This window comes from Pseudomonas sp. R3.Fl (genome assembly GCF_023516765.1).
GTDB lineage: Bacteria > Pseudomonadota > Gammaproteobacteria > Pseudomonadales > Pseudomonadaceae > Pseudomonas > Pseudomonas citronellolis.
Genome location: NZ_JAMGSO010000001.1, coordinates 3,490,284 through 3,513,688, shown reverse-complemented (window position 1 = coordinate 3,513,688; position 23,405 = coordinate 3,490,284). Strand labels below are relative to the sequence as shown.

Here is a 23,405-nt window from a genome sequence, read left to right as displayed (position 1 = left end):
GTTCACGCGGCGGCGCCCGCGGGGCTATAACGAAGGCCTGCCCCCGCCGCCGCGAGAACCCCCATGCTGGGCAACCTTTCCGACATCGACCTGCGCCTGCTGCGCACCTTCTGCGCCATAGTCGAGGCCGGCGGCTTCACCGCCGCCCAGGTGCGCCTGAACACCAGCCTGTCGCGCCTGAGCGTGCTGGTGCGCGACCTCGAACTGCGCCTGGGCTACTCGCTGTGCCGGCGCGGCAGCAGCGGCTTCCAGCTCACCGAGGAGGGGCAGCAGCTGTACGACGCGGCCCAGGGCCTGTTCGTCGACATCGAGCGCTTCCGCGAGCAGGTCACCGGCCTGGGCGGGCGCGACCGCGAAACCCTGCACCTGGGCTGCGTCGACGGCGTGGTCGGGCAGCACTGCTGGGCGCTGCCGCTGGCCCTCCGCCTGTTCCGCCAGGGCAACCCCGGCGTGCGCCTGAACCTGCACACCCTGCGCCCGGACGAGCTGGAGAACGCCGTGCTGGAAGAGCGCCTGCAACTGGCCATCGGCGCCTTCCACCATCGCCTGTCCGGGCTGCGCTACCAGTTGCTGTTCAGCGAGGAACAGAACCTCTACTGCGCCCCCGGCCACCCGTTCTTCGCCCGCGCCGACGACGAGCCGGGCCTGGAGGCGATCTGCGCCGCCGACTACGTCGGCCGCGGCTACATGGCCGAAAGCCGGCGCCCCCACGGCCTGGTGTTCAACCGCACGACCACCGCCTACAGCATGGAGGCCATCGCCAACCTGGTGTTCAGCGGCACCTTCATCGGCTACCTGCCGACGCCCTACGCCGCCGCCTGGGTCGCCGAGGGGCGGCTGCGGGCGATCCGCCCGGCGCAGCTGGCCTACCACTCGGAATTCCACTGCGTGACGCGCCAGGGCGCCGAGCCGGGCGAAGCCCTGGGCGCCTTCCTCGGCGCGCTGGAGCAGGCCCAGGCGCAACTGGGGCGGGGAGGGCTGGGCTCATGAACGCACTGCACGCATTGCACGAGGACGGCTTCGTGCTGCTGCCCGACCTGCTGGATGCCGCGCAGGTCGCCGAGGTGCGCGGGCTGATCGACGCCCTGCGGCCGATCCACTGGGACTACGAGGGCCTGGTGGACCACTACAAGTGCGTGTTCAACCGCTCGCCGCGCTGGCTGCCCTACCTCGACCCGCCGGGGTTGATCGAGGTGGCCGAGGCGGCCCTGGGCGAGGACTGCCACGTGATCGGCCAGACCGCCTGGCGCTGCCACCCCGGCTTCATTGGCGGCGACATGCACCAGGACTACCTGCCGTTGCGCCTGCCGGAAGCGCTGCTGCTAAGCGGCTTCGAGCTGCCGATGTTCATCTGCACGGCGCAGGTCTACCTCGACGATATCGACCACGAACTCTGCCCGACCTGGGTGATCCCCGGCAGCCACCGCGCCGGCTGCGCACCACACCCGGACGAGCGCAGCTGGCGAGGCAGGGCGGCCGAGCCGGTGCTGTGCCGCGCCGGCGACTGCCTGGTGTTCCGCAGCGACCTGTGGCACTCCGGCAGCCGCAACCTGAGCCAGCGCACGCGCTACCTGTTGCAGGTGCACTACGGCCGGCGCATGGTTGCGCAGAAGTTCTCGCCCTATCTCGACTGGCGCTTCGAACCCGAAGTGCTGGCCGCCTGCACGCCCCGCCAGCGCCGCCTGCTGGGCGACCACGAGGCGGCGGAATACGACTGAGGAGCCCGGCCATGAGCCAGACCCACCAAGGGGGCTGCCATTGTGGTGCCCTGCGTTATGAGTTCACTGCGGAGCTGGACGATGTCGGTCATTGCCATTGTTCGATCTGCCGGCGTAGCAGTGGGGGCATGGTGGTGACTTGGGCGACGGTGCCGCGTAGTAGCTTTCGTTGGTTGAAGGGGGAGCCGGCCTGCTATGTGTCGAGTCCGGGTAATCGGCGGTTGTTCTGTGGGAACTGTGGGGCGCAGGTGGTGTTCGAGACGGAGCGGACGCCGGAGACGCTGGATGTGACTGTTGCGACCTTCGATCATCCGGAGGTGGCGCCGCCGCAACGGCATGTCTGGGTGAAGAGCCGGGTTGCTTGGTTGCATCTGGATGAGCAGTTGCCGGGGGAGGATGAGGAGGTTTTGTAGGAGCGAGCTAGCCGGCGGCTCTTGTGCGCTGGATCGGTTCCGCGCCCTCTCCCTAACCCTCTCCCTTCAGGGAGAGGGTTAGGGAGAGGGCGCTCTTCAGCTGAAGCACCGACCCCTGCCGGTAGAACCCTTTACCAGTCGTAGGGCGTACAACCGTTCGCGGTTGTACGCCGCTACACCGGACTTGTCTCTAACTCCGAGGCCGACCTGGGCGACGGTCGAAGTTCACCCCAGGTCGACCCTGGCTCGTGGCTGGGCCAAGGTGAAACGGCGTATAACCGCGAACGGTTATACGCCCTACGCGGCATTTTAGAACGCCATCTGCCACTGCGCGATCAGCGCATGGTTCTGCGCCTGGCTGCCTTTCTCGCCGCTGTAGGCCAGGCCGACGCTGTGGCGGGCCGACAGGCCCAGGTCCAGGCCCAGGTCCAGCAGCAGGCTGTTGCGGTCCAGCGCCGTGCCCTGGACGCTGAAGGCGCCGCCGCCGGCGAGGAAGGCCTGGCGGGTGCTGCTGTCCAGGTCGCCGTAGGTGTGGCGCCAGCCCAGGCCCAGGCGCGGGGTCAGGCTCATGCCGTTGTCCAGGCTGGTGAGCCAGGCCGTGCGCACGCCGAGGGTGCTGCTGAGGTTGTGCTGGCTTTGCTCGTCCACGTGCAGGGCCGCGGCGCCGCCTTTTTCGTCGTAGGCGTCGCGCTTGTAGTACTGGTAGCCGAGGTTGGCGTAGGGCTCGGCGCTCAGGCGGCCGTCGCCGAGCTGGTAGCCGGCTTCGGCGAAGGCCTGCCAGCTGTGGGCGTCGTAGTCGCCCTTGGGGCGGTCGCTGAAGCCGTCGAACTCGACGCGGCGTTTGCTTTCGCCGTCGTGGCTGCTGTAGGCCGCGCCCAGGCGCAGGGCCAGCGGGCCGTCCTGGCGCAGGGCGTAGGTGCCCAGGTGCCAGCTGTCGATGTCGCCGGAGGTGCCGCCCTGGCCGTCGAGGTCGGTGTGCGAGTAGCCGCCCAGCACGCCCAGGCGCCATTGGCCGTCCAGCGCCCAGTCGGCGCCCAGCAGGGTGCCGCCGGTGTTCTGGTCGAGGTCGCCGCTGCCGTGCTCGCCGTCCAGTTGGCCGTGGCTGCCGATGCCTTGCAGCCAGAGGCGGCCGGCGGCGTTCGGGTCGTTCAGGTTGCGCGCCTCGCTGGGCACGCCGAGGGCGGCCAGCTGCGGGGTGTCGCGGTCGTCGCTGGCCACCAGCAGGCCGCCGCCGAGCTGGCGCAGCGCGCCGAGCATGGCGCCGCCCACCGCCTGGCTGCCGGCCAGGGTGGCGGCGGCCAGGTTGGCGTTGCTGGCGCCGGCCAGCTGTTCCACGGCGCGGCCGGCGTTGCCGGCGTCGCTGGTGATCAGCGCGTTGTACAGCTGGCCCATGCCCTGGCCCTGCAGGGCGCTGGCGGCGTTGCGGCCGTTGCCGCTGCTGGCCAGGTCGGCGAACTGCACGTCGTTGCGCGTCAGTTGCAGGTCCACGCTGTTGGCGCCGTAGCCGAGGCTCGGGGTGAGGAAGGCGAAGTTGCTGCTGACCTCGGCGAACCGGCCGCTGACGCCGCCGCTGGCGTCCAGCACCTGGTAGCTGCTCTGCCAGGGATAGTTGCCGGGCCCGGCCTGCAGGGCCAGGCGCGCGCCGTCCAGGGTCGCGCTGCCATCCACTTGCAGGGTGGCGTGGCTGCCGTCGGCCTCCACGCCATAGACCAGGGTCGATCCGCTGCGCAGGGCCAGGTCGCCGGTCACGTGGGTGGCGCCCTGCTGCGGGTTGGCCAGCAAGGTGCCGCTGACGTCCAGGCCGCCGACGCTGCCGCTGCCGGCGTAGCTGGCGCCGCTGTCCACCAGCAGGCTGCCGGCGATGCCGCCCTGGTTGATCAGTTGGGCGCCGGCGAAGACTTCGCCGCCTTCGCTGAAGTCGCCGCTGCCAGTGAGGGTCCAGGCGCCCTGGCGCACCTCCAGGCGCTCGAAGTTGCGGCTCTGGCCGAAGCTGCCGCCGCGGGCGTCGTCGAAGCTCACCCGGTCATGGCCGTCTCCACCGTCCACCAGGCCTTCGAAGCGGCTGCCGGCGAGCAGCGTCAGGCTGTCGTCGCCGCCGCCCAGTTCCAGGGCGATGCCGTTGCCACCGTGGATCAGGCCGTCGTTGATCACGCTGTCGGCGAAGTCGCCGACGAGAGTCGCGCCGCTGGAAGCCAGGCCTTCGATGGTGCCGTGGTTCTCCAGGGTGGTGGCGCCGTAGCCGCTGCCGGCGGAGCCGTCGTCCACCAGGATGCCGCGGCTGGCGCCGCTGATCAGCGCGCCGGCGGCGTTGTAGACGCTGCCGCCGCCCATGGCGATGCCCTCGCTGCCGTTGGGCTGGCCGCCCTTGTCGACGCCGGCCGCGCCTATGCCTTCGATGATCCCGTGGTTCTCGATGTGGCCGATCAGGTCGATGTCCACGCCATCGCCGTCGCCATCGGGCACCAGGCCGTTGTAGGCGCCGGTGATGCGCCCGTAGTTGGTGACCGTGCCGTTGCCGTCGGAGCCGTAGCCCGAGCCATTGCGGCCGATGATCACGCCGTCGGCGTAGTTGACCAGGGTGGCGCCGACGTCGGTGGTGATGCCGTGGCGGCCGCCGGAGATCAGCCCGTGGTTGTAGACGCTGCCGCCCTCGGCATCCTGGAAGTCGATGCCGTCGTTCTTGGCGTCGGCGTCGACCATGTCGCCGCTGCTGATCTCGCCGTAGTTGGTGATGCTGGCGTTGGCGCCGGGGCGGATGCCGTCGTTGCCGTCGCCGTGGATGACGCCGGTTTCGCGGTTGATGATGGTCACCGGCACGCCGCTGCGCAGGTCGTCGAAGTCCACCGCCTGGCCGCTGGCCGAGCGGATGCTGCCGGCGTTGTCCAGCAGCAGGCTGCCGCTGTCGAAGCCGTCCTTCACCCGCACCGCGTCGTCGCTGGCGCTGATGCTGGCGCCTACGCGGTTGTAGATCTGGTAGTCGCGGGTGGTCGCGGTGCTGCCCGAGCTTTCGATGGCGCGGCCGCTGGTGGCGGTGATCTGCCCGCTGTTGTCGACCACCACGCCGGCGCCGCTGGTGGCGTCCTTCAGGGCGACGGTCTTGTCGCTGGCGGTGATGCTGCCGCTTGCGGTGACCTGCAGGCTGGTCTCGCCGGAGAGCGTCTGCTTGCTGGTGCTGGGCGTGCTGATGACGATGGGGCCGGCGGGCGCGGCGTGGGCGCCGGCGCTGAAGACGAGGGCGATGCTGAACGCCAGCGGGGAAGGCTTGAACGACATGGCGACGACCTTTTTTCTTCTGGAAGTGGCCGTCGTTTATAGCGATGCAATCTTACGTTTTTGTAACCATGCTGGCTTTTTGCCAAGGCCGGGCGGGGGCGCCCGGCCTTGCCGTCACTGCTTGTAGTAGACGATCTGGTTGCTGGTGGCGAGCAGTTCGCCGGCCTCGCTCCACAGCTCCGCGGCCTGGTCGAAGTAGCCGTTGCGGAAGGCCTGGCCGCGGGCCTCGCCGAGCAGGTAGCCGCTGCCCACTTCGGCCAGCTGCGCGGCGTCGGTGTGGAAGTAGGTGGTGATCGACACGGTGCCGGCGGGCACCGGGGTGGCGCGGCGCAGCCACACGCGCGGGTAGAAGATATCGCTCATCGCCGCCAGGGCCGGGAAGTCCAGCGCCCGCGGCTGGGCGTCGCGCAGCCAGAGGCGGGTGCGGCTGTGCTCGCCGCTGCCGTCCCAGGTGCTGGGGAAGGCGCCGTCGATGGCGCGCATCTCGTACTGCTGCACCCAGGCCACGCCCTTGCCGCTGGTGTTCAGCGGCGGCGTCTGCGCCGGCGCCGTGGCCTGCGGGCGCGCCAGGTCGAGTTCGCTCCAGGTCTCGCGGCGCAGGGCGGTGACCGCGGTGCCGGTGGTGGAGACCTGCTCCACGCCGTCGGCGTCCACCTGGCTCAGCTGCAGCAGCCAGTGCTGGGTGGAGCGGTTGGTGCGGATCGGCGTGGCGCGCACGGCGAAGGCGCCGGCCTCGATGGCGGCGGCGAAGTTCACCGTCAGCGCGACGGGCGCGCCGAGCAGCCGCGGGTGGCACAGCACGGCCTGCAGCAGGGTGGCGGCGGTGATGCCGCCGAAGGGCCCGACCATGTTCCAGTAGTCGGCGCTGGTGTGGCCATGGAACAGGTCGGCGTCGCGGGCGTCGGCCTCCAGGGCCAGGGCGCGGTCGAAGGGGTGCAGGGCGGAGTCGGTCATGCTCGGTGCTCTCGGCGCGGGTATCCGGTCCTTTTAGGGGAGCGGCCCGGGCGCGGTCAAGCGAACCGGGCGGTCAGGGCGTGACCTCGAAACGCAGGGTGCCGATCACCTGGCCGACCTCGGTGATCACCTGCACCTGCCAGCGCCCGGTCGGGTCGGCGGGGAAGTTCTGCTTGTGCGTCCAGGCGCGGTAGCCGGCCTCGCGGCCGCCGTGGATGTCCAGGGCGATGCGGTCGACTTCCTGGCCGTTGTGCAGCCACACGTGGAAGATGCGCTCGTCCAGGCCGCGCGGCGCGCTGATGGCGGTGTAGGCGTAGAGGCCCTGGGCGCGGATCTGCGCGGCGCCGACCTGCTCGACGCTGTCGCCGGGGGTGCGCTGGCTGTTGTCGAACTGCTCGGTGACCGCCATTTCCGCCAGCCACAGGGTGGAGGGCGGCACCCAGGCGCGGCCGAACCAGCCGACCACGCCGATGCACAGGGTCAGGCCGAGCAGGGCGAACCAGCGCCACCACTTGTGGATGCCCACCGACACCACCAGGCTGGGGAAGGACAGCGCCACGGCGATGCCCAGGGCCCAGCGGTAGCTTTCCGGGGTGCTCAGCTGGAGGATCAGCGGCAGCGCGGTGAGCAGCACGGCGAACAGCGTCAGGGTGTGGTAGCCGAGGAAGGTCCAGCGCCGCGGCGCCAGCCACTTGTAGTAGACCGGGTCGGTGATGGCAATCAGCCCGGCCAGCCCCAGGGCGCCGGTGAACAGGGCCTGGCCGCTGTTCCAGGTGGTGGTGACGAAGAAGAACGGTAGGACGAAGAACAGGCTTTCCTGGTGGATCAGCTGGGTCGCGTAGCGCAGCAGCCCCGGCGGCACCGACCAGCCGAAGCGCTCCTTGAAGCGCTGGGTGAGCAGGTTCTCGAGCATCAGCCAGAGCCAGCTGACCAGCATGACGATGGCCATGGCGCGGGCGAAGCCGGCGCGGTGGCGGTCGACCATCATGAAGCTGAACAGCCCGGAGCAGAAGCCGAACAGGGCGACCAGCCGCGGGTAGCGTTCGAGGAGCGAGAGGGCCAGCGCGATCAGGCGCTGCACGCGGGATTTCAACACAAGCATGACGAAGGGCCGAAGCCGGACAACCGGAAGGGCGGGGATTGTAGCGCTTGTGCCGGGCGCGGGGCAGCGGCGCTGGACGGAGGGTAGGGTGGCCGGCGGCTCTTCGTAGGAGCGAGCCATGCCGCCTGAGACGTAGGAGCGGACCTTGTCCGCGATAGCCAGGGGTTTCGGCGCGATTCGCGGATGAGATCCGCTCCTACGCCGCCCCACCCGCGCCATTCCCCTGTAGGAGCGCGCCCTGCGCGCGAATCGCGGGCAGGGCCCGCTCCTACAAGGGTTGGCATTCAGCCCCGTAGGATGGGTTGAGCGGAGCGATACCCATCGCCACGACCGCATGGGTTTCGCAAGCTCAACCCATCCTACGAAGGCTTGTGTGCGGGCTCTGACGCCACCCCGCCACTCAACTCCTCGCGGGCATAGTCGACGAACAGCCGCGCCGGCTTGGTCAGCTGCGCGCGCTTGAGCCAGGCGGCCACCAGGCCGGAGGCGCTGACGTCTTCGGCGATGTTCACCATCACCACCTTCTTGCCGTCGTAGGTGCATTCCGAATGCGGCCGGGTGACCAGCACCGAGAAGCCGAAGCCCTGGCCGACCATGCCGCGCACCATCTCGATGGAGGGCGAGCTGAAGGCGATGTTCGGCGTCAGCCCCAGTTCCTCGAAGATGCTCACGAAGTAGGTGCGGCTGGGCTGCACGTCGAGCAGGATCATCGGCTCCAGCGCCAGGTCGCGCAGCGACACCTGGGCCTGGCGGGCAAAGCGGTGGTCGGCCGGGAGCAGGGCGTAGGGGCGCTGCGCCGGCATCAGCGGCTCGGTCTCGATGGTGCCGTCGAGGTCGTGGCGGTACAGCAGGGCCAGGTCGAAGCGTCCGGAGGTCAGGCCCTGCACCAGTTCCTGCTGCTCGCCGTCGCGGATGCGGATCTCCACCCCCGGGTAGCGCTCGCGGAAGCCGGCGATCAGCCGCGGCAGGTACAGCGGCGCCACCGTCTCGAAGCAGGCCAGGTCGATCTGCCCGGCCACCACGTCGTTGTCGGCCAGGGCGTTCTGCTCGAACTCGTGGGCCATGCGCAGCAGTTCCTGGGCCTTGCGGTAGAAGCGCGCGCCGCTGGGGGTGAGGGACACGCCCTGGGCGTGGTGGCGGATGAACAGCTGCACGCCGAAGCTCTCTTCCAGGCCCTTGATCGCCGTGGAGATCGACGGTTGGGCGATGTAGAGCTTGCGCGAGGCCTCGGCCACGCTGCCGCATTCCACTGTGGTCACGAAATACTTCAATTGCCGCAAGGTATAGGAAGCCACTGCAAGACCTCTATGGCGCGGCTTCGCCGGTGGCGTGCGCGCTCTCGTTGTGTCATCGGTTCATCGGGAAGCAAGGATCGGGCCCGCCGGCCTGCGCCGGGGAGCGTCGAGGCGCCTCCAGGTGCCGCACCATAACCCAGCATGGCGCACTTTGCCGGTGCGCGCCTGCCCAGCTTTTTCATATACCCCGAAGACATATTTAATATTTTTCCTCCGCCGGGGCATGCGCGACCATCAGCGGTACCACAGAACAAAACAATAATTGCTCGTGAGCAGGAGTGCCCTGGTGTATCAACTCAGCGACTGGCAGCAGCGTGCAGCCCGCCAGACCTTCATCGACGCCGCCCTGATCGATGGCCGCCGCATGGCCGCCGCCGACGGCGCCACCTTCGCATCCATCGACCCGGCCACCAACCGCCTGCTGGCCAACGTCACCGCCTGTGGCGCGACCGAAGTCGACGCCGCCGTGCGCAGCGCCCGCCGTGCCTTCGAGCAGGGCCCCTGGGCGCGCATGGCGCCGCGCGAGCGCAAGGCCGTGCTGCTGAAGCTGGCCGAGCTGATGCTGGCCCACCGCGACGAGCTGGCCCTGCTGGACTCGCTGAACATGGGCAAGCCGGTGATGGACGCCTGGAACATCGACGTGCCCGGCGCCGCCGGCGTCTTCTCCTGGTACGCCGAGGCCCTGGACAAGCTCTACGACCAGGTCGCCCCGACCGCGCCCAACGCCCTGGCCACCATCACCCGCGCGCCCCTGGGCGTGATCGGCGCCGTGGTGCCGTGGAACTTCCCCCTCGACATGGCCGCCTGGAAACTGGCCCCGGCCCTGGCCGCCGGCAACTCGGTGGTGCTCAAGCCGGCCGAGCAGTCGCCGTTCTCGGCCCTGCGCCTGGCCGAACTGGCTCTGGAGGCCGGCCTGCCCGAAGGCGTGCTGAACGTGGTGCCGGGCCTCGGCGAGCACGCCGGCAAGGCCCTGGGCCTGCACCCGGACGTGGACTGCCTGGTGTTCACCGGCTCCACCGAAGTGGGCAAGTACTTCATGCAGTATTCCGCCCAGTCCAACCTCAAGCAGGTATGGCTGGAGTGTGGCGGCAAGAGCCCGAACCTCGTGTTCGCCGATTGCCGCGACCTCGATCTTGCGGCTGAAAAAGCGGCATTCGGCATTTTCTTCAACCAGGGCGAGGTCTGCTCGGCCAACTCGCGGCTGCTGGTGGAGCGCTCCATCCACGACGAATTCGTCGAGCGCCTGATCGCCAAGGCCCGCGACTGGGCCCCGGGCGACCCGCTGGACCCGGCCAGCCGCGCCGGCGCCATCGTCGACGCCAAGCAGACCGCCAGCATCCTGCGCTTCATCGAGGAAACCCGCGGCAGCGCCGCTACCCTGGCTTGCGGTGGCCGCCAGCTGAGCTTCAATGGTTCGGGCAACTTCATCGAGCCGACCATCTTCACCAACGTCGACCCGCAGCAGCACCTGGCCCGCGAGGAAGTCTTCGGCCCGGTGCTGGCGGTGACCGCCTTCGACAGCGAGGACGAAGCCCTGCGCCTGGCCAACGACAGCCCCTTCGGCCTGGCCGCCTCGGTGTGGAGCGACGACCTCAACCGCGCCCACCGCGTGGCCGGCCGGCTGAACGTCGGCACCGTGTCGGTGAACACCGTGGACGCGCTGGACCCGGCCATCCCCTTCGGCGGCGGCAAGCAGTCCGGCTTCGGCCGCGACCTGTCGCTGCATTCGTTCGACAAGTACACCCAGCTGAAAACCACCTGGTTCCAGCTGCGCTGAGGGCAGCCGCGGGGCCGGCGCACCGCCGGCCCGTGCTGCCCCGGCGAACCGCTCGAGACGGCCGGTGAGACTGCCCAGGTAAGTCCGTCGCCCTCGATCCCCTGCAAACCCCTCAGGCCGGCTGCCGGAGCACCGCCGAGGGAACTAGGAGAAAGTCGATGACCGACAACACCAAAGCGCAACGCGAAACCCGCGACTACCAGGCGGCCGACGCGGCCCACCACATCCACGCCTTCCTCGACCAGAAGGCGCTGAACGCCGAAGGCCCGCGGGTGATGGTGCGCGGCGAGGGCCTGTACCTGTGGGACAACGACGGCAACCGCTACCTGGATGGCATGTCCGGCCTGTGGTGCACCCAGCTGGGCTACGGGCGCAAGGACCTGACCGCCGCGGCCGCCGCGCAGATGGACCAGCTGTCGTACTACAACATGTTCTTCCACACCACCCACCCGGCGGTGATCGAGCTGTCCGAGCTGCTCTTCAGCCTGGTGCCGGGCCACTACAGCCACGCTATCTACACCAACTCCGGCTCCGAATCCAACGAGGTGCTGATCCGCACCGTGCGCCGCTACTGGCAGATCCTCGGCAAGCCGCAGAAGAAGATCATGATCGGCCGCTGGAACGGCTACCACGGCTCGACCCTGGCGGCCACCGCGCTGGGCGGCATGAAGTTCATGCATGAGATGGGCGGGATGATCCCGGACATCGCCCACATCGACGAACCGTACTGGTTCGCCAACGGCGGCGACCTCACCCCCGAGGAATTCGGCCGCCGCTGCGCACAGCAGCTGGAAGACAAGATCCTCGAGCTGGGCGCCGAGAACGTCGCCGGCTTCATCGCCGAGCCGTTCCAGGGCGCCGGCGGCATGATCTTCCCGCCGGAGAGCTACTGGCCGGAAATCCAGCGCATCTGCCGCAAGTACGACGTGCTGCTGTGCGCCGACGAAGTGATCGGCGGCTTCGGCCGCACCGGCGAATGGTTCGCCCACCAGCACTTCGGCTTCGAGCCGGACACCCTGTCCATCGCCAAGGGCCTGACCAGCGGCTACATCCCCATGGGCGGCCTGGTGCTGAGCAAGCGCATCGCCGAGGTGCTGGTGGAGCAGGGCGGCGTGTTCGCCCACGGCCTGACCTACTCCGGCCACCCGGTGGCGGCGGCGGTGGCCGTGGCCAACCTCAAGGCGCTGCGCGACGAGGGCATCGTCACCCAGGTCAAGAACGACACCGGCCCCTACCTGCAGCAGTGCCTGCGCGAGGTGTTCGGCAACCACCCGCTGATCGGCGAGATCCAGGGCGCCGGCCTGGTGGCGGCGCTGCAGTTCGTGCAGGACAAGGCCACCCGCAAGCGCTTCGACAACGAAAACGACCTGGCCTGGCGCTGCCGCACCATCGGCTTCGAGGAAGGCCTGATCATCCGCTCCACCCTCGGCCGCATGATCATGGCCCCGGCCCTGGTGGCCGGCCGCGCCGAGCTGGACGAGCTGGTGGACAAGACGCGCATCGCGGTGGACCGCACCGCGAAGGAGATCGGCGTGCTGTAAGGCACGACACGACCTTGTAGGAGCGAGCTTGCTCGCGAAGTCCGGCGTAAGACGGATTCCCTCTCCCCCCGCCCTCTCCCTGAAGGGAGAGGGTTAGGGAGAGGGGGGCTTTCCGGCCCTTCGCGAGCAAGCTCGCTCCTACGAAAAGCAAACAAACAACAACGCCGCGGGCCCACGCAGGCCCGCGCCGTGGAACCTTTTTGCCGCCCGTTCGGCAACTGCCCAGCAATCCAAACCAACAACGCCAACCGGCTGTGGGAGTTCGTTCCATGAAATCGTCCTTGCATTGCATCCTTGCCTGCGCGGTCCTCGCCGCCACCGGCGCCGCCCAGGCGCAGGATCTCACGGTGATCTCCTTCGGCGGCGCCACCAAGGCCGCCCAGGACAAGGCCTACTTCAAACCCTTCGATGCCAGCGGCGCCGGCAAGGTGATCGCCGGCGAGTACAACGGCGAGATGGCCAAGGTGAAGGCCATGGTCGACGTCGGCAAGGTCACCTGGGACGTGGTCGAGGTGGAAAGCCCCGAGCTGCTGCGCGGCTGCGACGAGGGCCTGTTCGAGCGCATCGACCCGGCCGCCATCGGCGACGAGTCGCAGTTCGTCCCCGGCACCTTCAGCGAGTGCGGCGTGGCCACCTACGTCTGGTCGATGGTCATGGCCTACGACAGCAAGCGCCTGGCCAAGGCGCCGACCTCCTGGGCGGACTTCTGGAACGTCAAGGACTACCCGGGCAAGCGCGGCCTGCGCAAGGGCGCCAAGTACACCCTGGAAGTGGCCCTGCTGGCCGACGGCGTGAAGCCCGAGGACCTGTACAAGGTGCTGGGCACCCCCGAGGGCGTCAGCCGCGCCTTCAAGAAGCTCGACGAGATCAAGCCCTACATCCAGTGGTGGGAAGCCGGCGCGCAACCGCCGCAGTGGCTGGCCGCCGGCGACGTGGTGATGAGCGCCGCCTACAACGGCCGCATCGCCGCCGCGCAGAAGGAAGGTGTGCCGCTGGCCATCGTCTGGCCGGGCAGCCTCTACGACCCGGAATACTGGGCGGTGGTCAAGGGCACGCCGAACAAGGCGCTGGCCGAGAAGTTCATCGCCTTCGCCAGCCAGCCGCAGACGCAGAAGGTGTTCTCCGAGAACATCCCCTACGGCCCGGTGCACAAGGGCACCCTGGAACTGCTGCCGGCCGACGTGCAGGCCGCGCTGCCCACCGCCCCGGCCAACCTGCAGGGCGCCCGCTCGGTGGACTCGGCCTTCTGGGTCGACCACGGCGAGGAACTGGAACTGCGCTTCAACGCCTGGGCGGCCCGCTAAGGCCCCCGGCCAACCCGAGTGCCCGGCGTGCCGGGCACCGCTTTGCCTTGCGAGAACCACAATGACAACGACGCAAACCCCGGCGGCGACCCTGGAGCTGAGCACCATCCAGCCCATCGCCCGGCACGAACGCCACGGCCGCGCCCGCGACCTCTTCACCATCTGGTTCGGCAGCAACATCATGCTGCTCACCGTGGTCACGGGGGCGCTGGCCGTCACCGTGTTCCAGCTGTCCTTCGTCGCCGCGCTGCTGGCGCTGGTGCTGGGCAACCTGGTGGGCGGGGTGTTCATGGCCCTGCACTCGGCCCAGGGCCCGCAGCTGGGCGTGCCGCAGATGGTGCAGACGCGCGGCCAGTTCGGCTCCTTCGGCTCGCTGCTGGTGGTGGCCCTGGTGGTGATCATGTACCTGGGCTTCTTCGCCTCCAACCTGGTGCTCGGCGGCCAGACACTGCACGCGCGCTTCCCGGCCGTGGCCACCAACGCCGGCATCCTGCTGGTGGGCCTGGTCAGCGTCGTCGCCACCGTCTTCGGCTACCGCCTGATCCACGGCTACACCCGGCTGATGTCCTGGCTGTCCGGCGCGGTGCTGCTGGTCAGCTTCGCCTGGGTACTGTTCATCCACGGCCTGCCGGCGGACTTCCTGCAGCGCAACGGCTTCAACCTGCCGGGCTTCCTCGGCGCGCTGTCGATCGCCGCGCTCTGGCAGCTGGCCTATGCCCCCTACGTTTCCGACTACTCGCGCTACATGCCGCAGGACACCGGCGCGCGCACCGCGTTCTGGTCCAGCTACTGGGGCTGCTGCCTGGGATCGATCCTGCCCATGGTCCTGGGCGTGATCGTCGGCCTGTGCCTGGACGGCGGCGACGTGGTCGCCGGGCTGATCGGCATGACCGGCGGCTTCAGCGCCGTGCTGGTGGCGGTGTTCTCCATCGGCATCGCCGCCACCAACGCCATGAACCTGTACTGCGGCACGCTCTCGGCGATCACCGTCGGCCAGACGCTGATCCCGGCCTGGGCGGCCGGCGCCGGCTGGCGCGCGCTGATCGCCCTGAGCCTGTTCGGCGGCTCGCTGGCCATCGCCCTGCTCGGCCAGGACAACTTCATGGCCAACTACACCAACTTCATCCTCCTGCTGCTCTACGTGCTGGTGCCCTGGAGCGCGATCAACCTGGTCGACTACTACCTGGTCGCCCACGGCCAGTACGACGTGCTGTCGTTCTTCCGCCGCGACGGCGGCATCTACGGCACCTTCAACTGGACCGCGGTGAACTGTTACGTGCTGGGCATCCTGGTGCAGGTGCCGTTCATGTCCACCGAGCTGTACACCGGGGTGGTGGCGCGCGCCATGAACGGCGCCGACATCTCCTGGATCGTCGGCCTGGGTGTGGTCTCGCCGGTCTACTGGCTGTTCAGCCGCAAGCGCCAGCGCGCCCTGGCGGAGGCCCGCGCATGAGCCGCCGCACCGGGTTCTTCTTCGACGAACGCTGCTTCTGGCACGCCGCCGGGCTGCACGCGCTGATCCTCCCGGTGGGCGGCTGGCTGCAGCCGCCGGCCGGCAGCGGCCACGCCGAGTCGGCGGAGAGCAAGCGGCGGCTGAAGAGCCTGATGGATGTCTCGGGCCTGAGTGCGAAGCTCAGGCTCGCCAGCGCGCCGTTGGCCAGCGAGGAAGACCTGCTGCGCGTCCACCCGCTGGACTACCTGCAACGCTTCAAGGCCATGAGCGACGCCGGCCATGGCGAGCTGGGCGAGGAGGCCATGGTCGGCCCCGGCACCTACGAGATCGCCCGGCAGTCCGCCGGGCTGGCCATCGCCGCGGTGGACGCGGTGCTCAGCGGCGAGCTGGACAACGCCTACGCGCTGTCGCGGCCGCCGGGCCACCATTGCCTGGCCGACCGCGGCATGGGCTTCTGCTACCTGGCCAACATCGCCGTGGCGGTAGAGGCGGCGAAGGCGCGTCACGGCATCCGGCGCGTCGCCGTGCTGGACTGGGACGTGCACCACGGCAACGGCACCCAGTCGATCTTCTATGGCCGCGACGACGTGCTGACCCTGTCGATCCACCAGGCCGACTGCTTCCCGGTAGGTTCCGGCGCTGTGGAAGAGCAGGGCGAAGGCGCCGGCCTGGGCGCCAACGTCAACGTGCCGCTGTACCCCGGCAGTGGCGACGACGCCTATAGCCACGCCATGGAACGCATCATAGTGCCGGCCCTGGAGCGCTTCCGCCCGGAACTGATCGTGGTCGCCTGCGGCTTCGACGCCAACGGCGTGGACCCGCTGGCGCGCATGCTCGCCCACAGCGAGACCTTCCGCGCCCTCACCCGCAGCGTGCGCGAGGCCGCCGAGCGCCTGTGCGATGGGCGCCTGGTGCTGGTCCACGAGGGCGGCTACGCCGAAGCCTACGTGCCCTTCTGCGGCCACGCGGTGATCGAGGAACTGGTCGGGGTGGCCACCGAGGTGGTCGACCCCTTCCTGCCGATGCTCGAAGGCCAGCAGCCGGACGCGGACTTCCGCGCCTTCCAGCGCCAGGCTATCGAGCGCATGGCGCAGAAGCTCGGCCTGTAGGCCGGCATCAAGCCTGCGGCAGCGTGCCCGGGCGCAGGTAAGTCAGCACGTGCGCGACGTAGTCGGCCTTGCCCAGTTCGACGCCCAGGCTGCGCAGGATGGCGTAGGCGGTGATGCAGTGGAAATAGAACTGCGGGAACGACCAGTCGCGGGCGTACTGCTGGCTGTCCATGTCGAAGATGATGCCGTTGGGCAGGTCGAGCGCGATCGGCGCCTCGGGCCGGCCATCGAGCGCATCGCCGGGCAGATCGGCGAGCGCCGCCAGCGCTTCGGCGATGCAGGCCCGGGCCTCGGCCAGGGTGCCCGGCCGCTCGTTCGACGCCCAGCCGTCGTTGCGCACCTGCAGCCACGCCTGCGGAACGGCCAGGCCGCGTAGGCGGTAGGTCGGCTCCAGCGCCTGGAAGCAGGCGAAGCGCACCTGCGCGGCCAGCGGGTACATGTCCGGCGCCAGGCGTTGCGCCATCAGTTCGTCGACGTCGTTGCCGGCAGCGCTTTCATGGGCGGCGGCCTTGTCGAGCCATTGCGACAGGTTCGTGAGCATGTGGGTGAACGAGGGGACGAGAAGGCTGGTCAGCGACATGGCGGGCTCCGGGAAAGGGGAGCCGTCAGCTTAGTCCGGGCTCGCCGGCCGTGCCGCGCCATGAAGTCCCTGTCGTACTCGGCCTGCTGTGGATATCGCGGACGGAGTCCGCTCCTACACCTCCAGGGAAGCACGGCTTTTCTACCAAGAGCACCTGGCGCGTACCGGCTGTGGGTCCTTTGTCTCCGGCTGACCCCAGCCTCCCCGCACACGCCGAACGGCTCCCTCTCCCTCCGGGAGAGGGTTAGGGTGAGGGGCCATTGAGGCACGGAGTCTCCCTGTAGGAGCGGATTTATCCGCGATTGCGCCGGCAGGGCCTTGCTCGCGAACAAACGCGGTGCCATGCGGTTCGCGAGCAAGCTCGCTCCTACGAAGAGCATGCGGCGCGGAGTCCTTTGTCTCCGGCTGACCCCAGCCTCCCCGCACACGCCGAACGGCTCCCTCTCCCTCCGGGAGAGGGTTAGGGTGAGGGGCCGTTGAGGCACGGGGCGTCATGTTTACCGTAGGAGCGGGCCCTGCCCGCGATTCGCGCGCAGGGCGCGCTCCTACAGGGGAATGCCGCGCAAAAAAAAAGAGGGAGCCCGAAGGCTCCCCTGGAGAGAAACCGCGGCGGGGACGCCGCGGTTGGAGCGCTGGCCGCGGCTCAGGCGGCGCGGAACAGGTTGTGCGGGTCGATGACGAATTTCTTCGGCACGCCGGCATCGAACTCGCCGTAGCCCTTGGGCGCTTCGTCCAGGGTGATGACTTCCACCCCGACGATGTCGGCGATCTTGATGCGGTCCCACATGATCGCCTGCATCAGCTGGCGGTTGTACTTCATCACCGGGGTCTGGCCGGTGTGGAAGCTGTGCGACTTGGCCCAGCCCAGGCCGAAGCGGATGCTCAGCGCGCCGTGCTTGGCGGCGTCGTCCACCGCGCCCGGGTCCTCGGTGACGTACAGGCCCGGGATGCCGATCTGGCCGGCCACCCGGGTGATGCCCATCAGCGAGTTGAGCACGGTGGCCGGGGCCTCGTGCTGCGAACCGGAATGGCCGTGGCCGCGGGCCTCGAAGCCCACCGCGTCGACCGCGCAGTCCACTTCCGGCTCGCCCAGCAGGTCGGCGATCTGCTCGTGCAGCGGGGTGTCCTTGGACAGGTCGGCGATCTCGAAGCCCTGGGCCTTGGCGTGGGCCAGGCGGGTCGGGTTGACGTCGCCGATGATCACCACCGCGGCGCCCAGCAGGCGGGCGGAGGCGGCAGCGGCCAGGCCGACCGGGCCGGCGCCGGCGATGTACACGCTGCTGCCCGGGCCGACGCCGGCGGTGACCGCGCCGTGGTAGCCGGTGGGCAGGATGTCGGACAGGCAGGTCAGGTCGCGGATCTTCTCCATGGCCTTCTCGCGGTCCGGCAGCTTCAGCAGGTTGAAGTCGGCGTAGGGCACCAGCACGTATTCGGCCTGGCCGCCGACCCAGCCGCCCATGTCGACGTAGCCGTAGGCGCCGCCGGCGCGGGCCGGGTTGACCGTCAGGCAGACGCCGGTGTGCTGCTCCTTGCAGGTGCGGCAGTGGCCGCAGGCGACGTTGAAGGGCACCGAGACCAGGTCGCCGATCTTCATGGTTTCCACGCCGCGGCCGATCTCCACCACCTCGCCGGTGATCTCGTGGCCCAGCACCAGGCCGGTGGGCGCGGTGGTGCGGCCGCGCACCATGTGCTGGTCGGAGCCGCAGATATTGGTGGAGACCACCCGCAGGATCACCCCGTGGTCGATCTGCTTGCCTTGCGGGTCCTGCATCTTGGGATAGGGGATGTTCTGAACCTCGACCTTACCTGGGCCGAGATAAACCACACCACGATTGCCAGACATACGCATTCCTCTTTGTCGTTGTGGGTACAAATGCGCGGCGCGGCGGCCACGCGGCTTTGCACTGGGATGTCGTCTGTTGCGCGACAGGGCCGGGGTACTGCTGGCAGCCGGCGGGTCTGTCGGTGTTGCCTGTTGCTGGTTCCCCGCGTTCGCGGGGATGACGGGGGAGGGTGGCGATCCCTCTTTTCGTCATTCCCGCGAACGCGGGAACCCAGTGGCTTTCGGGGGGAGCCTCCAAGAGCCCCTCTCCCCAACCCTGGCTGCGCGCCCCGCTCCGAAGGGAGAGGGGGCCGTCCTGAGCGGGGCTTGGGCTCCGGCTTTTTCCTTTAGCTTCCGGCTTCCAGCCTCCAGCGGCTCTTTAAAGCACCACCGTCCGATTCGCGTTGAGGAAAACCCTCCGCTCAATGTGATAACCAACGGCCCGCGCCAACGTCAGACATTCGACGTCGCGGCCCTTGGCGATCAGGTCCTCGGGGTAGTGGGCGTGGTCCACGGCCTCGACGCCCTGGGCGATGATCGGGCCCTCGTCGAGGTCGTTGTTGATGTAGTGAGCGGTGGCTCCGACCAGCTTGACGCCCTTCTGGTACGCCTGGTGGTAGGGCTTGGCGCCCTTGAAGCCGGGCAGCAGCGAGTGGTGGATGTTGATCGCCCAGCCGTCCAGCCTGCGGCACAGCTCGGGGGAGAGCACCTGCATGTAGCGGGCGAGGATCACCAGTTCCGCGCCGCTTTGCTCGATCACCTGCCACACCTTGGCTTCCTGGGCGGCCTTGTCCTGCGGGTCGAGGGCGAAGTGGTGGTAGGGGATGCCGTGCCAGCGCGCCAGGGGCTCCAGGTCCGGGTGGTTGGAGACCACCGCCACCACGTCCATCGGCAGCTGGCCGATGCGCTGGCGGTAGAGCAGGTCGTTCAGGCAGTGGTCGGCCTTGGAGACCATGATCACCACCTTGCTGCGGTAGCCCGGCGGGGTCAGTTCGGTCTTCATCTGGAAGGGCTCGACGCGCTCGGCCAGGCTGGCGCGGAAGGCCGCCTCGTCGAAGCCGGCCGGGGCGCGGAACTCCACACGGATGAAGAAGCGCTGGGCCAGGCGGTCGTCGAAGGAGTGGTGCTCGGTGACGTAGCACTGCTGTTCGAACAGGTGGCGCGTCACCACGTCGACGGTGCCGAGCAGGCTCGGGCTGTCGGCGGTGAGGATCCAGGTATCGGGGGTGCGGCTCATGACGTGGCTCCGGTGGCGACGCGGGAGGGCGGGCCGGGTGGCCCGCCCGCCGGGATCAGGCGGCGATCTGCAGGCCGTACTCGGCGCTGGCGTCCTGCAGCCACAGCCAGAAGTAGTCGGCGAAGCTGCGGCGCACCACCAGTTCCCAGGTGTCTTCGCCGGTGTGGCGGATCACGCACTGGGACTTGGCGAAGATGCTGCCCACCGCCTTGCCCACCGGGAAGTTGCTCGGGTGCACGTCGTAGCTGGTGGACTTCATCAGCAGCTCGCGCACCTTCGGCCCGGTCAGTTCCAGCAGGGTCTGCCCGCCGCCGACGTTGACCACCGAGTAGTGCAGGTCTTCGCCGAGGGTTTCGCGCAGCTTCTTCTCAACAGTGAATTCCTCGCCGCCGGGGACGATCAGCAGCCACTCGTCCGGGCCCAGCCACTGCAGCGAGACCTCGCCCTTGGCCACCAGGGTCAGGGCCACCGGCAGTTCCAGGCCCAGGGCCTTGTGCACGCCCTCGGCGAAGGCCGCGTCATGGGCGCTGCCGCGCAGGGTCAGGTGGCCCAGCAGCTTCTTCTCGCGCAGGGTGATGCCCGCGTTGGCGACGCTGCGGCTGGCGAGCTTGTCCAGCTCGGCGTGGTGCAGCGGGGTCTCGACTTTCACCCCGGCTTCGGGGCATTGCTGGTAGAGGTTTGCCTTGCTCATTCGTATTCACCTTGGGGCGCCGTGCGCCCTGGAAGCCTCTTGCCCTCTCCCCGGCCCTCTCCCTGAAGGGAGAGGGGGCGGAGCGGCGTTCGCTTGCAGCCTCTGCGCTGCCGGTCAGTCGACGTTCTGCCGTTCGCCTTTCGGGTCGTAGAACACCGAGCTGCAGATTTCCGCCTCGATCACCCGGCCGTCGACCAGGGGCGCGTAGACCTTCTCGCCCATGCGCTTCAGGCCGCCCTTGACCACCGCCAGGGCGAAGCCGTAGCCGAGGCTGCTGCTCATGTAGCTGGAGGTGACGTGGCCGACCATGTTCATCGGGATCGACTGCTGGGTGGTGAACACCAGCTGGGCGCCTTCGGGCAGCACGTCCATGGGGTTGGTGGGCTTGAGGCCGACCAGCTGCTTGCGGTCTTCGCGCAGGCAGTCGGCGCGGTTCATGCCGCGCCAGCCGATCCACGAGAAGGGCTTGGTGCGGCCCACGGCCCAACCCATGTTGAGGTCGTCCGGGGTCACCGAGGCGTCGGTGTCCTGGCCGACGATGATGAAGCCCTTCTCGGCGCGCAGCACGTGCATGGTCTCGGTGCCGTACGGGGTCAGGTCGTACTTCTTGCCGGCCTCGACTATGGCTTCCAGCACGCCCATGGCGTAGTTGGCCTGGATGTTCACCTCGTAGGAGAGCTCGCCGGTGAAGGAGATGCGGAATACCCGCGCCGGCACGCCGGCCACCTTGCCTTCCTTCCAGGTCATGAAGGGGAAGGCGTCCTTGTCCAGGTCGATGTCGGTGACCTCGGCCAGCAGCTTGCGGCTGTTGGGGCCGGACAGGGTCAGGGTGGCCCAGTGGTCGGTGACCGAGGTGAAGTACACCTTCAGCTCCGGCCATTCGGTCTGGTGGTACAGCTCCAGCCACTCCAGCACGCGGGCGGCGCCGCCGGTGGTGGTGGTCATGACGAAGTGGTTGTCCGCCAGGCACGCGGTCACGCCGTCGTCGAAGACCATGCCGTCTTCCTTGCACATCAGGCCGTAGCGGGCCTTGCCCACGTCCAGCTTGGTCCAGGCGTTGGTGTAGACGCGGTTGAGGAACTCGCGGGCGTCCGGGCCCTGGATGTCGATCTTGCCCAGGGTCGAGGCGTCCAGCAGGCCCACCGACTCGCGCACCGCGCGGCATTCGCGGGCCACGGCGGCGTGCATGTCCTCGCCGGCTTTCGGGAAGTACCAGGGGCGCTTCCACTGGCCGACGTCCTCGAACTCGGCGCCGTTCTTCACGTGCCAGGCGTGCAGGGCGGTGAAGCGCACCGGCTCGAACAGGTGGCCGCAGTGGCGGCCGGCCACGGCGCCGAAGGTCACCGGGGTGTAGTTCGGGCGGAACATGGTGGTGCCGGTCTCGGCGATGCTCTTGCCTTGGGCGCGGGCGGCGATGGCCAGGCCGTTGATGTTGCCCAGCTTGCCCTGGTCGGTGCCGAAGCCCAGCGCGGTGTAGCGCTTGACGTGCTCGATGGACTCGAAGCCCTCGCGGCAGGCCAGCTCGATGGCCGCGGCGGTGACGTCGTTCTGCGGGTCGACGAACTGCTTGGGCGCACGGGAAGTGGGCTTCTCGTGGGGCACCTGGAACAGCGCCACGGTCGGCTCCTCGACACGCTCGGAAGCCTTCGGCAGCTCGCCTGCGACGGCCTTGAAGCCGGCGTCCTCGGCGGCCTGGGTGCCGGCGTTGTAGCCGTCCTGCAGGTTGTCGGCGAGGCGGAACACGCCGTTCACCGAGCCTGCGCAGATGCGCTTCTGCAGGCCCTCGCCGGGGACGAAGGCGAGGATGTCCTCGCGCCACTCGGGCTTGCCGCCCAGGTGCGAGGCCAGGTGCACCACCGGGCTGTAGCCGCCGGAGCTGGCGATCAGGTCGCAGTCCAGCCAGTCGCCGGGGGCGGTGACCTTCAGGCGGATGGGGTCGATGGCGGCGATTTTCGCGCCGCTCACGCGCTTGCTGCCGCGCGCTTCGATCACCGCGCTGCCGGTGATGACGCGCATGCCGCGCTTGCGGGCTTCTTCCACCCACTCGCCGCGCGGGTTGGCGCGGGCGTCGGCGATGGCCACCACTTCCAGGCCGGCTTCCTGCCAGTCCAGGGCCACGCGGTAGGCGTAGTCGTTGTTGGTGGAGAGCACCAGCTTCTTGCCCGGCGCCACGCCGTAGCGGCGCACGTAGGTGGAGACCGCGCCGGCCAGCATGTTGCCCGGCAGGTCGTTGTTGGCGTACACCAGCGGCCGCTCGTGGGCGCCGGCGGCGAGCACCACGCGCTTGGCGCGCACCCGGTGCACGCGGTGGCGCACCTGGCCCAGCGGCGCGGTTTCGCCGAGGTGGTCGGTCAGGCGCTCGTGGATGGTGAGGAAGTTGTGGTCGTGGTAGCCGTTCACCGTGGCGCGCGGCAGCAGCACGACTTCCGGCAGCGACTTCAGCTCGGCCAGCACCTGCGCCACCCATTCGGCGGCGGGCTTGCCGTCGAGGGTCTCGCGGGTGTCCAGCAGGCTGCCGCCGAACTCTTCCTGCTCGTCGGCCAGGATCACCCGGGCGCCGGTGCGCGCGGCGGCCAGGGCCGCGGCCAGGCCGGCGGGGCCGGCGCCGACCACCAGCACGTCGCAGTGGCGGTTCATCCAGTCGTAGCTGTCCGGGTCGACCTCGGTGGGCGCGCGGCCCAGGCCCGCGGCCTTGCGGATGTACTTCTCGTACGTCAGCCACATGGACTGCGGGTACATGAAGGTCTTGTAGTAGAAGCCGGGGGGCATCATCTTGCCGCCGACCTTGCCGAACACGCCCATCAGGTCGTTCTGCACGTTCGGCCAGCCGTTGGTGCTGCTGGCCACCAGGCCCGGGTACAGGGCCTGCTGGGTGGCGCGCACGTTGGGCACCTGGGTGGCCTCGCGCGAGCCGATCTGCAGGATGGCGTTGGGCTCCTCGGCGCCGGCCGCGACTATGCCGCGGGCGCGGGAGTACTTGAAGCTGCGGCCGACCACGTCGACGCCGTTGGCCAGCAGGGCGGCGGCCAGGCTGTCGCCGGCGAAGCCCTGGTATTGCTGGCCGTTGAAGGTGAAGGTCAGCGGCTTGCTGCGGTCGATGCGACCGCCACGGGAAAGGCGATTGATCTGGCTCATG

At 69.2% G+C, this 23,405-nt stretch carries 17 protein-coding genes and 1 pseudogene; 9 read left to right on the top strand and 9 right to left on the bottom strand.

Features of this window, described 5'->3' with window-relative positions; genetic code table 11:
* The first annotated feature begins 63 nt into the window (after nt 1–63).
* The 3 genes from M8R19_RS15445 to M8R19_RS15435 are packed head-to-tail and all read left to right on the top strand — an operon-like array spanning nt 64 to nt 2,131.
* Entirely contained in the window at nt 64–990 is a 927-nt protein-coding gene (locus M8R19_RS15445) for a LysR family transcriptional regulator (RefSeq protein ID WP_249918243.1), read from the top strand.
* A complete protein-coding gene (locus M8R19_RS15440; RefSeq protein ID WP_249918242.1) occupies nt 987–1,718 on the top strand; it encodes a phytanoyl-CoA dioxygenase family protein in 732 nt (243 codons plus the stop codon). Before M8R19_RS15445 ends, M8R19_RS15440 begins: the two co-directional genes overlap by 4 nt.
* Nucleotides 1,719–1,729: 11 nt before the next feature.
* Nucleotides 1,730–2,131, top strand: a complete 402-nt coding sequence (locus M8R19_RS15435) for a GFA family protein (protein WP_058487878.1) — start codon at nt 1,730–1,732, stop codon at nt 2,129–2,131.
* 309 nt (nt 2,132–2,440) lie between these two features.
* Here the strand turns inward: M8R19_RS15435 and M8R19_RS15430 are convergent, their stop codons facing one another.
* The 4 genes from M8R19_RS15430 to M8R19_RS15415 form a co-directional block, all read right to left on the bottom strand.
* Nucleotides 2,441–5,404: an autotransporter outer membrane beta-barrel domain-containing protein gene (locus M8R19_RS15430; protein WP_249918241.1), complete on the bottom strand. Its 2,964-nt coding sequence runs from the start codon at nt 5,402–5,404 to the stop codon at nt 2,441–2,443.
* A 114-nt stretch (nt 5,405–5,518) separates the two neighbouring features.
* Entirely contained in the window at nt 5,519–6,358 is an 840-nt protein-coding gene (locus M8R19_RS15425) for an acyl-CoA thioesterase (protein ID WP_249918240.1), read from the bottom strand.
* Nucleotides 6,359–6,431: 73 nt separating this feature from the next.
* Nucleotides 6,432–7,460, bottom strand: a complete 1,029-nt coding sequence (locus M8R19_RS15420; protein ID WP_043312483.1) for a DUF5924 family protein — start codon at nt 7,458–7,460, stop codon at nt 6,432–6,434.
* Nucleotides 7,461–7,819: 359 nt separating this feature from the next.
* On the bottom strand, nt 7,820–8,755 hold the full coding sequence (locus tag M8R19_RS15415) for a LysR family transcriptional regulator (RefSeq protein WP_009614641.1): 936 nt from the start codon (nt 8,753–8,755) through the stop codon (nt 7,820–7,822).
* A gap of 286 nt (nt 8,756–9,041) precedes the next feature.
* On the opposite strand from M8R19_RS15415, the gene M8R19_RS15410 reads away from it, so the two are divergent.
* From M8R19_RS15410 to M8R19_RS15390, 6 genes and pseudogenes are all read left to right on the top strand, one after another.
* Nucleotides 9,042–10,532 (top strand): aldehyde dehydrogenase, encoded by a 1,491-nt coding sequence (locus M8R19_RS15410; RefSeq protein WP_249918239.1) that lies wholly within the window; start codon nt 9,042–9,044, stop codon nt 10,530–10,532.
* Between the two features lie 45 nt (nt 10,533–10,577).
* Nucleotides 10,578–10,651 (top strand): annotated as a pseudogene (locus tag M8R19_RS33445) (hypothetical protein); the annotation flags it as partial.
* Nucleotides 10,652–10,690: 39 nt separating this feature from the next.
* Nucleotides 10,691–12,073: an aspartate aminotransferase family protein gene (locus M8R19_RS15405; protein WP_249918238.1), complete on the top strand. Its 1,383-nt coding sequence runs from the start codon at nt 10,691–10,693 to the stop codon at nt 12,071–12,073.
* A 269-nt stretch (nt 12,074–12,342) separates the two neighbouring features.
* Complete coding sequence (locus tag M8R19_RS15400) at nt 12,343–13,377, top strand: gamma-aminobutyric acid-binding protein (protein ID WP_116425945.1); 1,035 nt, start codon at nt 12,343–12,345, stop codon at nt 13,375–13,377.
* 61 nt (nt 13,378–13,438) lie between these two features.
* Nucleotides 13,439–14,830 (top strand): purine-cytosine permease family protein, encoded by a 1,392-nt coding sequence (locus M8R19_RS15395; RefSeq protein WP_116425944.1) that lies wholly within the window; start codon nt 13,439–13,441, stop codon nt 14,828–14,830.
* A complete protein-coding gene (locus M8R19_RS15390) occupies nt 14,827–15,939 on the top strand; it encodes a histone deacetylase-like amidohydrolase (RefSeq protein ID WP_249918237.1) in 1,113 nt (370 codons plus the stop codon). The genes M8R19_RS15395 and M8R19_RS15390 overlap by 4 nt, the downstream gene beginning before the upstream one ends.
* Before the next feature lie 7 nt (nt 15,940–15,946).
* On the opposite strand, the gene M8R19_RS15385 is transcribed toward M8R19_RS15390, so the two are convergent.
* From M8R19_RS15385 to M8R19_RS15365, 5 genes are all read right to left on the bottom strand, one after another.
* The gene (locus M8R19_RS15385; RefSeq protein ID WP_009614651.1) at nt 15,947–16,519 is read right to left on the bottom strand and encodes a DUF1993 domain-containing protein; all 573 of its coding nucleotides are present in this window, start codon (nt 16,517–16,519) and stop codon (nt 15,947–15,949) included.
* 643 nt (nt 16,520–17,162) lie between these two features.
* Nucleotides 17,163–18,362, bottom strand: coding sequence for a formaldehyde dehydrogenase, glutathione-independent (gene fdhA / locus M8R19_RS15380; RefSeq protein WP_249918236.1), 1,200 nt, complete (start codon nt 18,360–18,362; stop codon nt 17,163–17,165).
* A gap of 358 nt (nt 18,363–18,720) precedes the next feature.
* Nucleotides 18,721–19,578, bottom strand: coding sequence for a formyltetrahydrofolate deformylase (gene purU, locus M8R19_RS15375; RefSeq protein WP_249918235.1), 858 nt, complete (start codon nt 19,576–19,578; stop codon nt 18,721–18,723).
* Nucleotides 19,579–19,633: 55 nt separating this feature from the next.
* Complete coding sequence (locus M8R19_RS15370) at nt 19,634–20,269, bottom strand: sarcosine oxidase subunit gamma (protein WP_116425939.1); 636 nt, start codon at nt 20,267–20,269, stop codon at nt 19,634–19,636.
* 114 nt (nt 20,270–20,383) lie between these two features.
* The gene (locus M8R19_RS15365) at nt 20,384–23,404 is read right to left on the bottom strand and encodes a sarcosine oxidase subunit alpha (RefSeq protein WP_249918234.1); all 3,021 of its coding nucleotides are present in this window, start codon (nt 23,402–23,404) and stop codon (nt 20,384–20,386) included.
* Between the last annotated feature and the right edge of the window lies 1 nt (nt 23,405).

What these genes read in the sequence shown, in the direction of transcription:
- M8R19_RS15420 (WP_043312483.1), bottom strand. Translation starts at nt 7,460, where the DNA reads ATGCTTGTGTTGAAATCCCGCGTGCAGCGCCTGATCGCGCTGGCCCTC.
- M8R19_RS15435 (WP_058487878.1), top strand. Translation starts at nt 1,730, where the DNA reads ATGAGCCAGACCCACCAAGGGGGCTGCCATTGTGGTGCCCTGCGTTAT.
- M8R19_RS15370 (WP_116425939.1), bottom strand. Translation starts at nt 20,269, where the DNA reads ATGAGCAAGGCAAACCTCTACCAGCAATGCCCCGAAGCCGGGGTGAAA.
- M8R19_RS15365 (WP_249918234.1), bottom strand. Translation starts at nt 23,404, where the DNA reads ATGAGCCAGATCAATCGCCTTTCCCGTGGCGGTCGCATCGACCGCAGC.
- M8R19_RS15400 (WP_116425945.1), top strand. Translation starts at nt 12,343, where the DNA reads ATGAAATCGTCCTTGCATTGCATCCTTGCCTGCGCGGTCCTCGCCGCC.
- purU (WP_249918235.1), bottom strand. Translation starts at nt 19,578, where the DNA reads ATGAGCCGCACCCCCGATACCTGGATCCTCACCGCCGACAGCCCGAGC.
- M8R19_RS15445 (WP_249918243.1), top strand. Translation starts at nt 64, where the DNA reads ATGCTGGGCAACCTTTCCGACATCGACCTGCGCCTGCTGCGCACCTTC.
- M8R19_RS15395 (WP_116425944.1), top strand. Translation starts at nt 13,439, where the DNA reads ATGACAACGACGCAAACCCCGGCGGCGACCCTGGAGCTGAGCACCATC.
- M8R19_RS15390 (WP_249918237.1), top strand. Translation starts at nt 14,827, where the DNA reads ATGAGCCGCCGCACCGGGTTCTTCTTCGACGAACGCTGCTTCTGGCAC.
- M8R19_RS15430 (WP_249918241.1), bottom strand. Translation starts at nt 5,404, where the DNA reads ATGTCGTTCAAGCCTTCCCCGCTGGCGTTCAGCATCGCCCTCGTCTTC.
- M8R19_RS15425 (WP_249918240.1), bottom strand. Translation starts at nt 6,358, where the DNA reads ATGACCGACTCCGCCCTGCACCCCTTCGACCGCGCCCTGGCCCTGGAG.
- M8R19_RS15405 (WP_249918238.1), top strand. Translation starts at nt 10,691, where the DNA reads ATGACCGACAACACCAAAGCGCAACGCGAAACCCGCGACTACCAGGCG.
- M8R19_RS15385 (WP_009614651.1), bottom strand. Translation starts at nt 16,519, where the DNA reads ATGTCGCTGACCAGCCTTCTCGTCCCCTCGTTCACCCACATGCTCACG.
- fdhA (WP_249918236.1), bottom strand. Translation starts at nt 18,362, where the DNA reads ATGTCTGGCAATCGTGGTGTGGTTTATCTCGGCCCAGGTAAGGTCGAG.
- M8R19_RS15440 (WP_249918242.1), top strand. Translation starts at nt 987, where the DNA reads ATGAACGCACTGCACGCATTGCACGAGGACGGCTTCGTGCTGCTGCCC.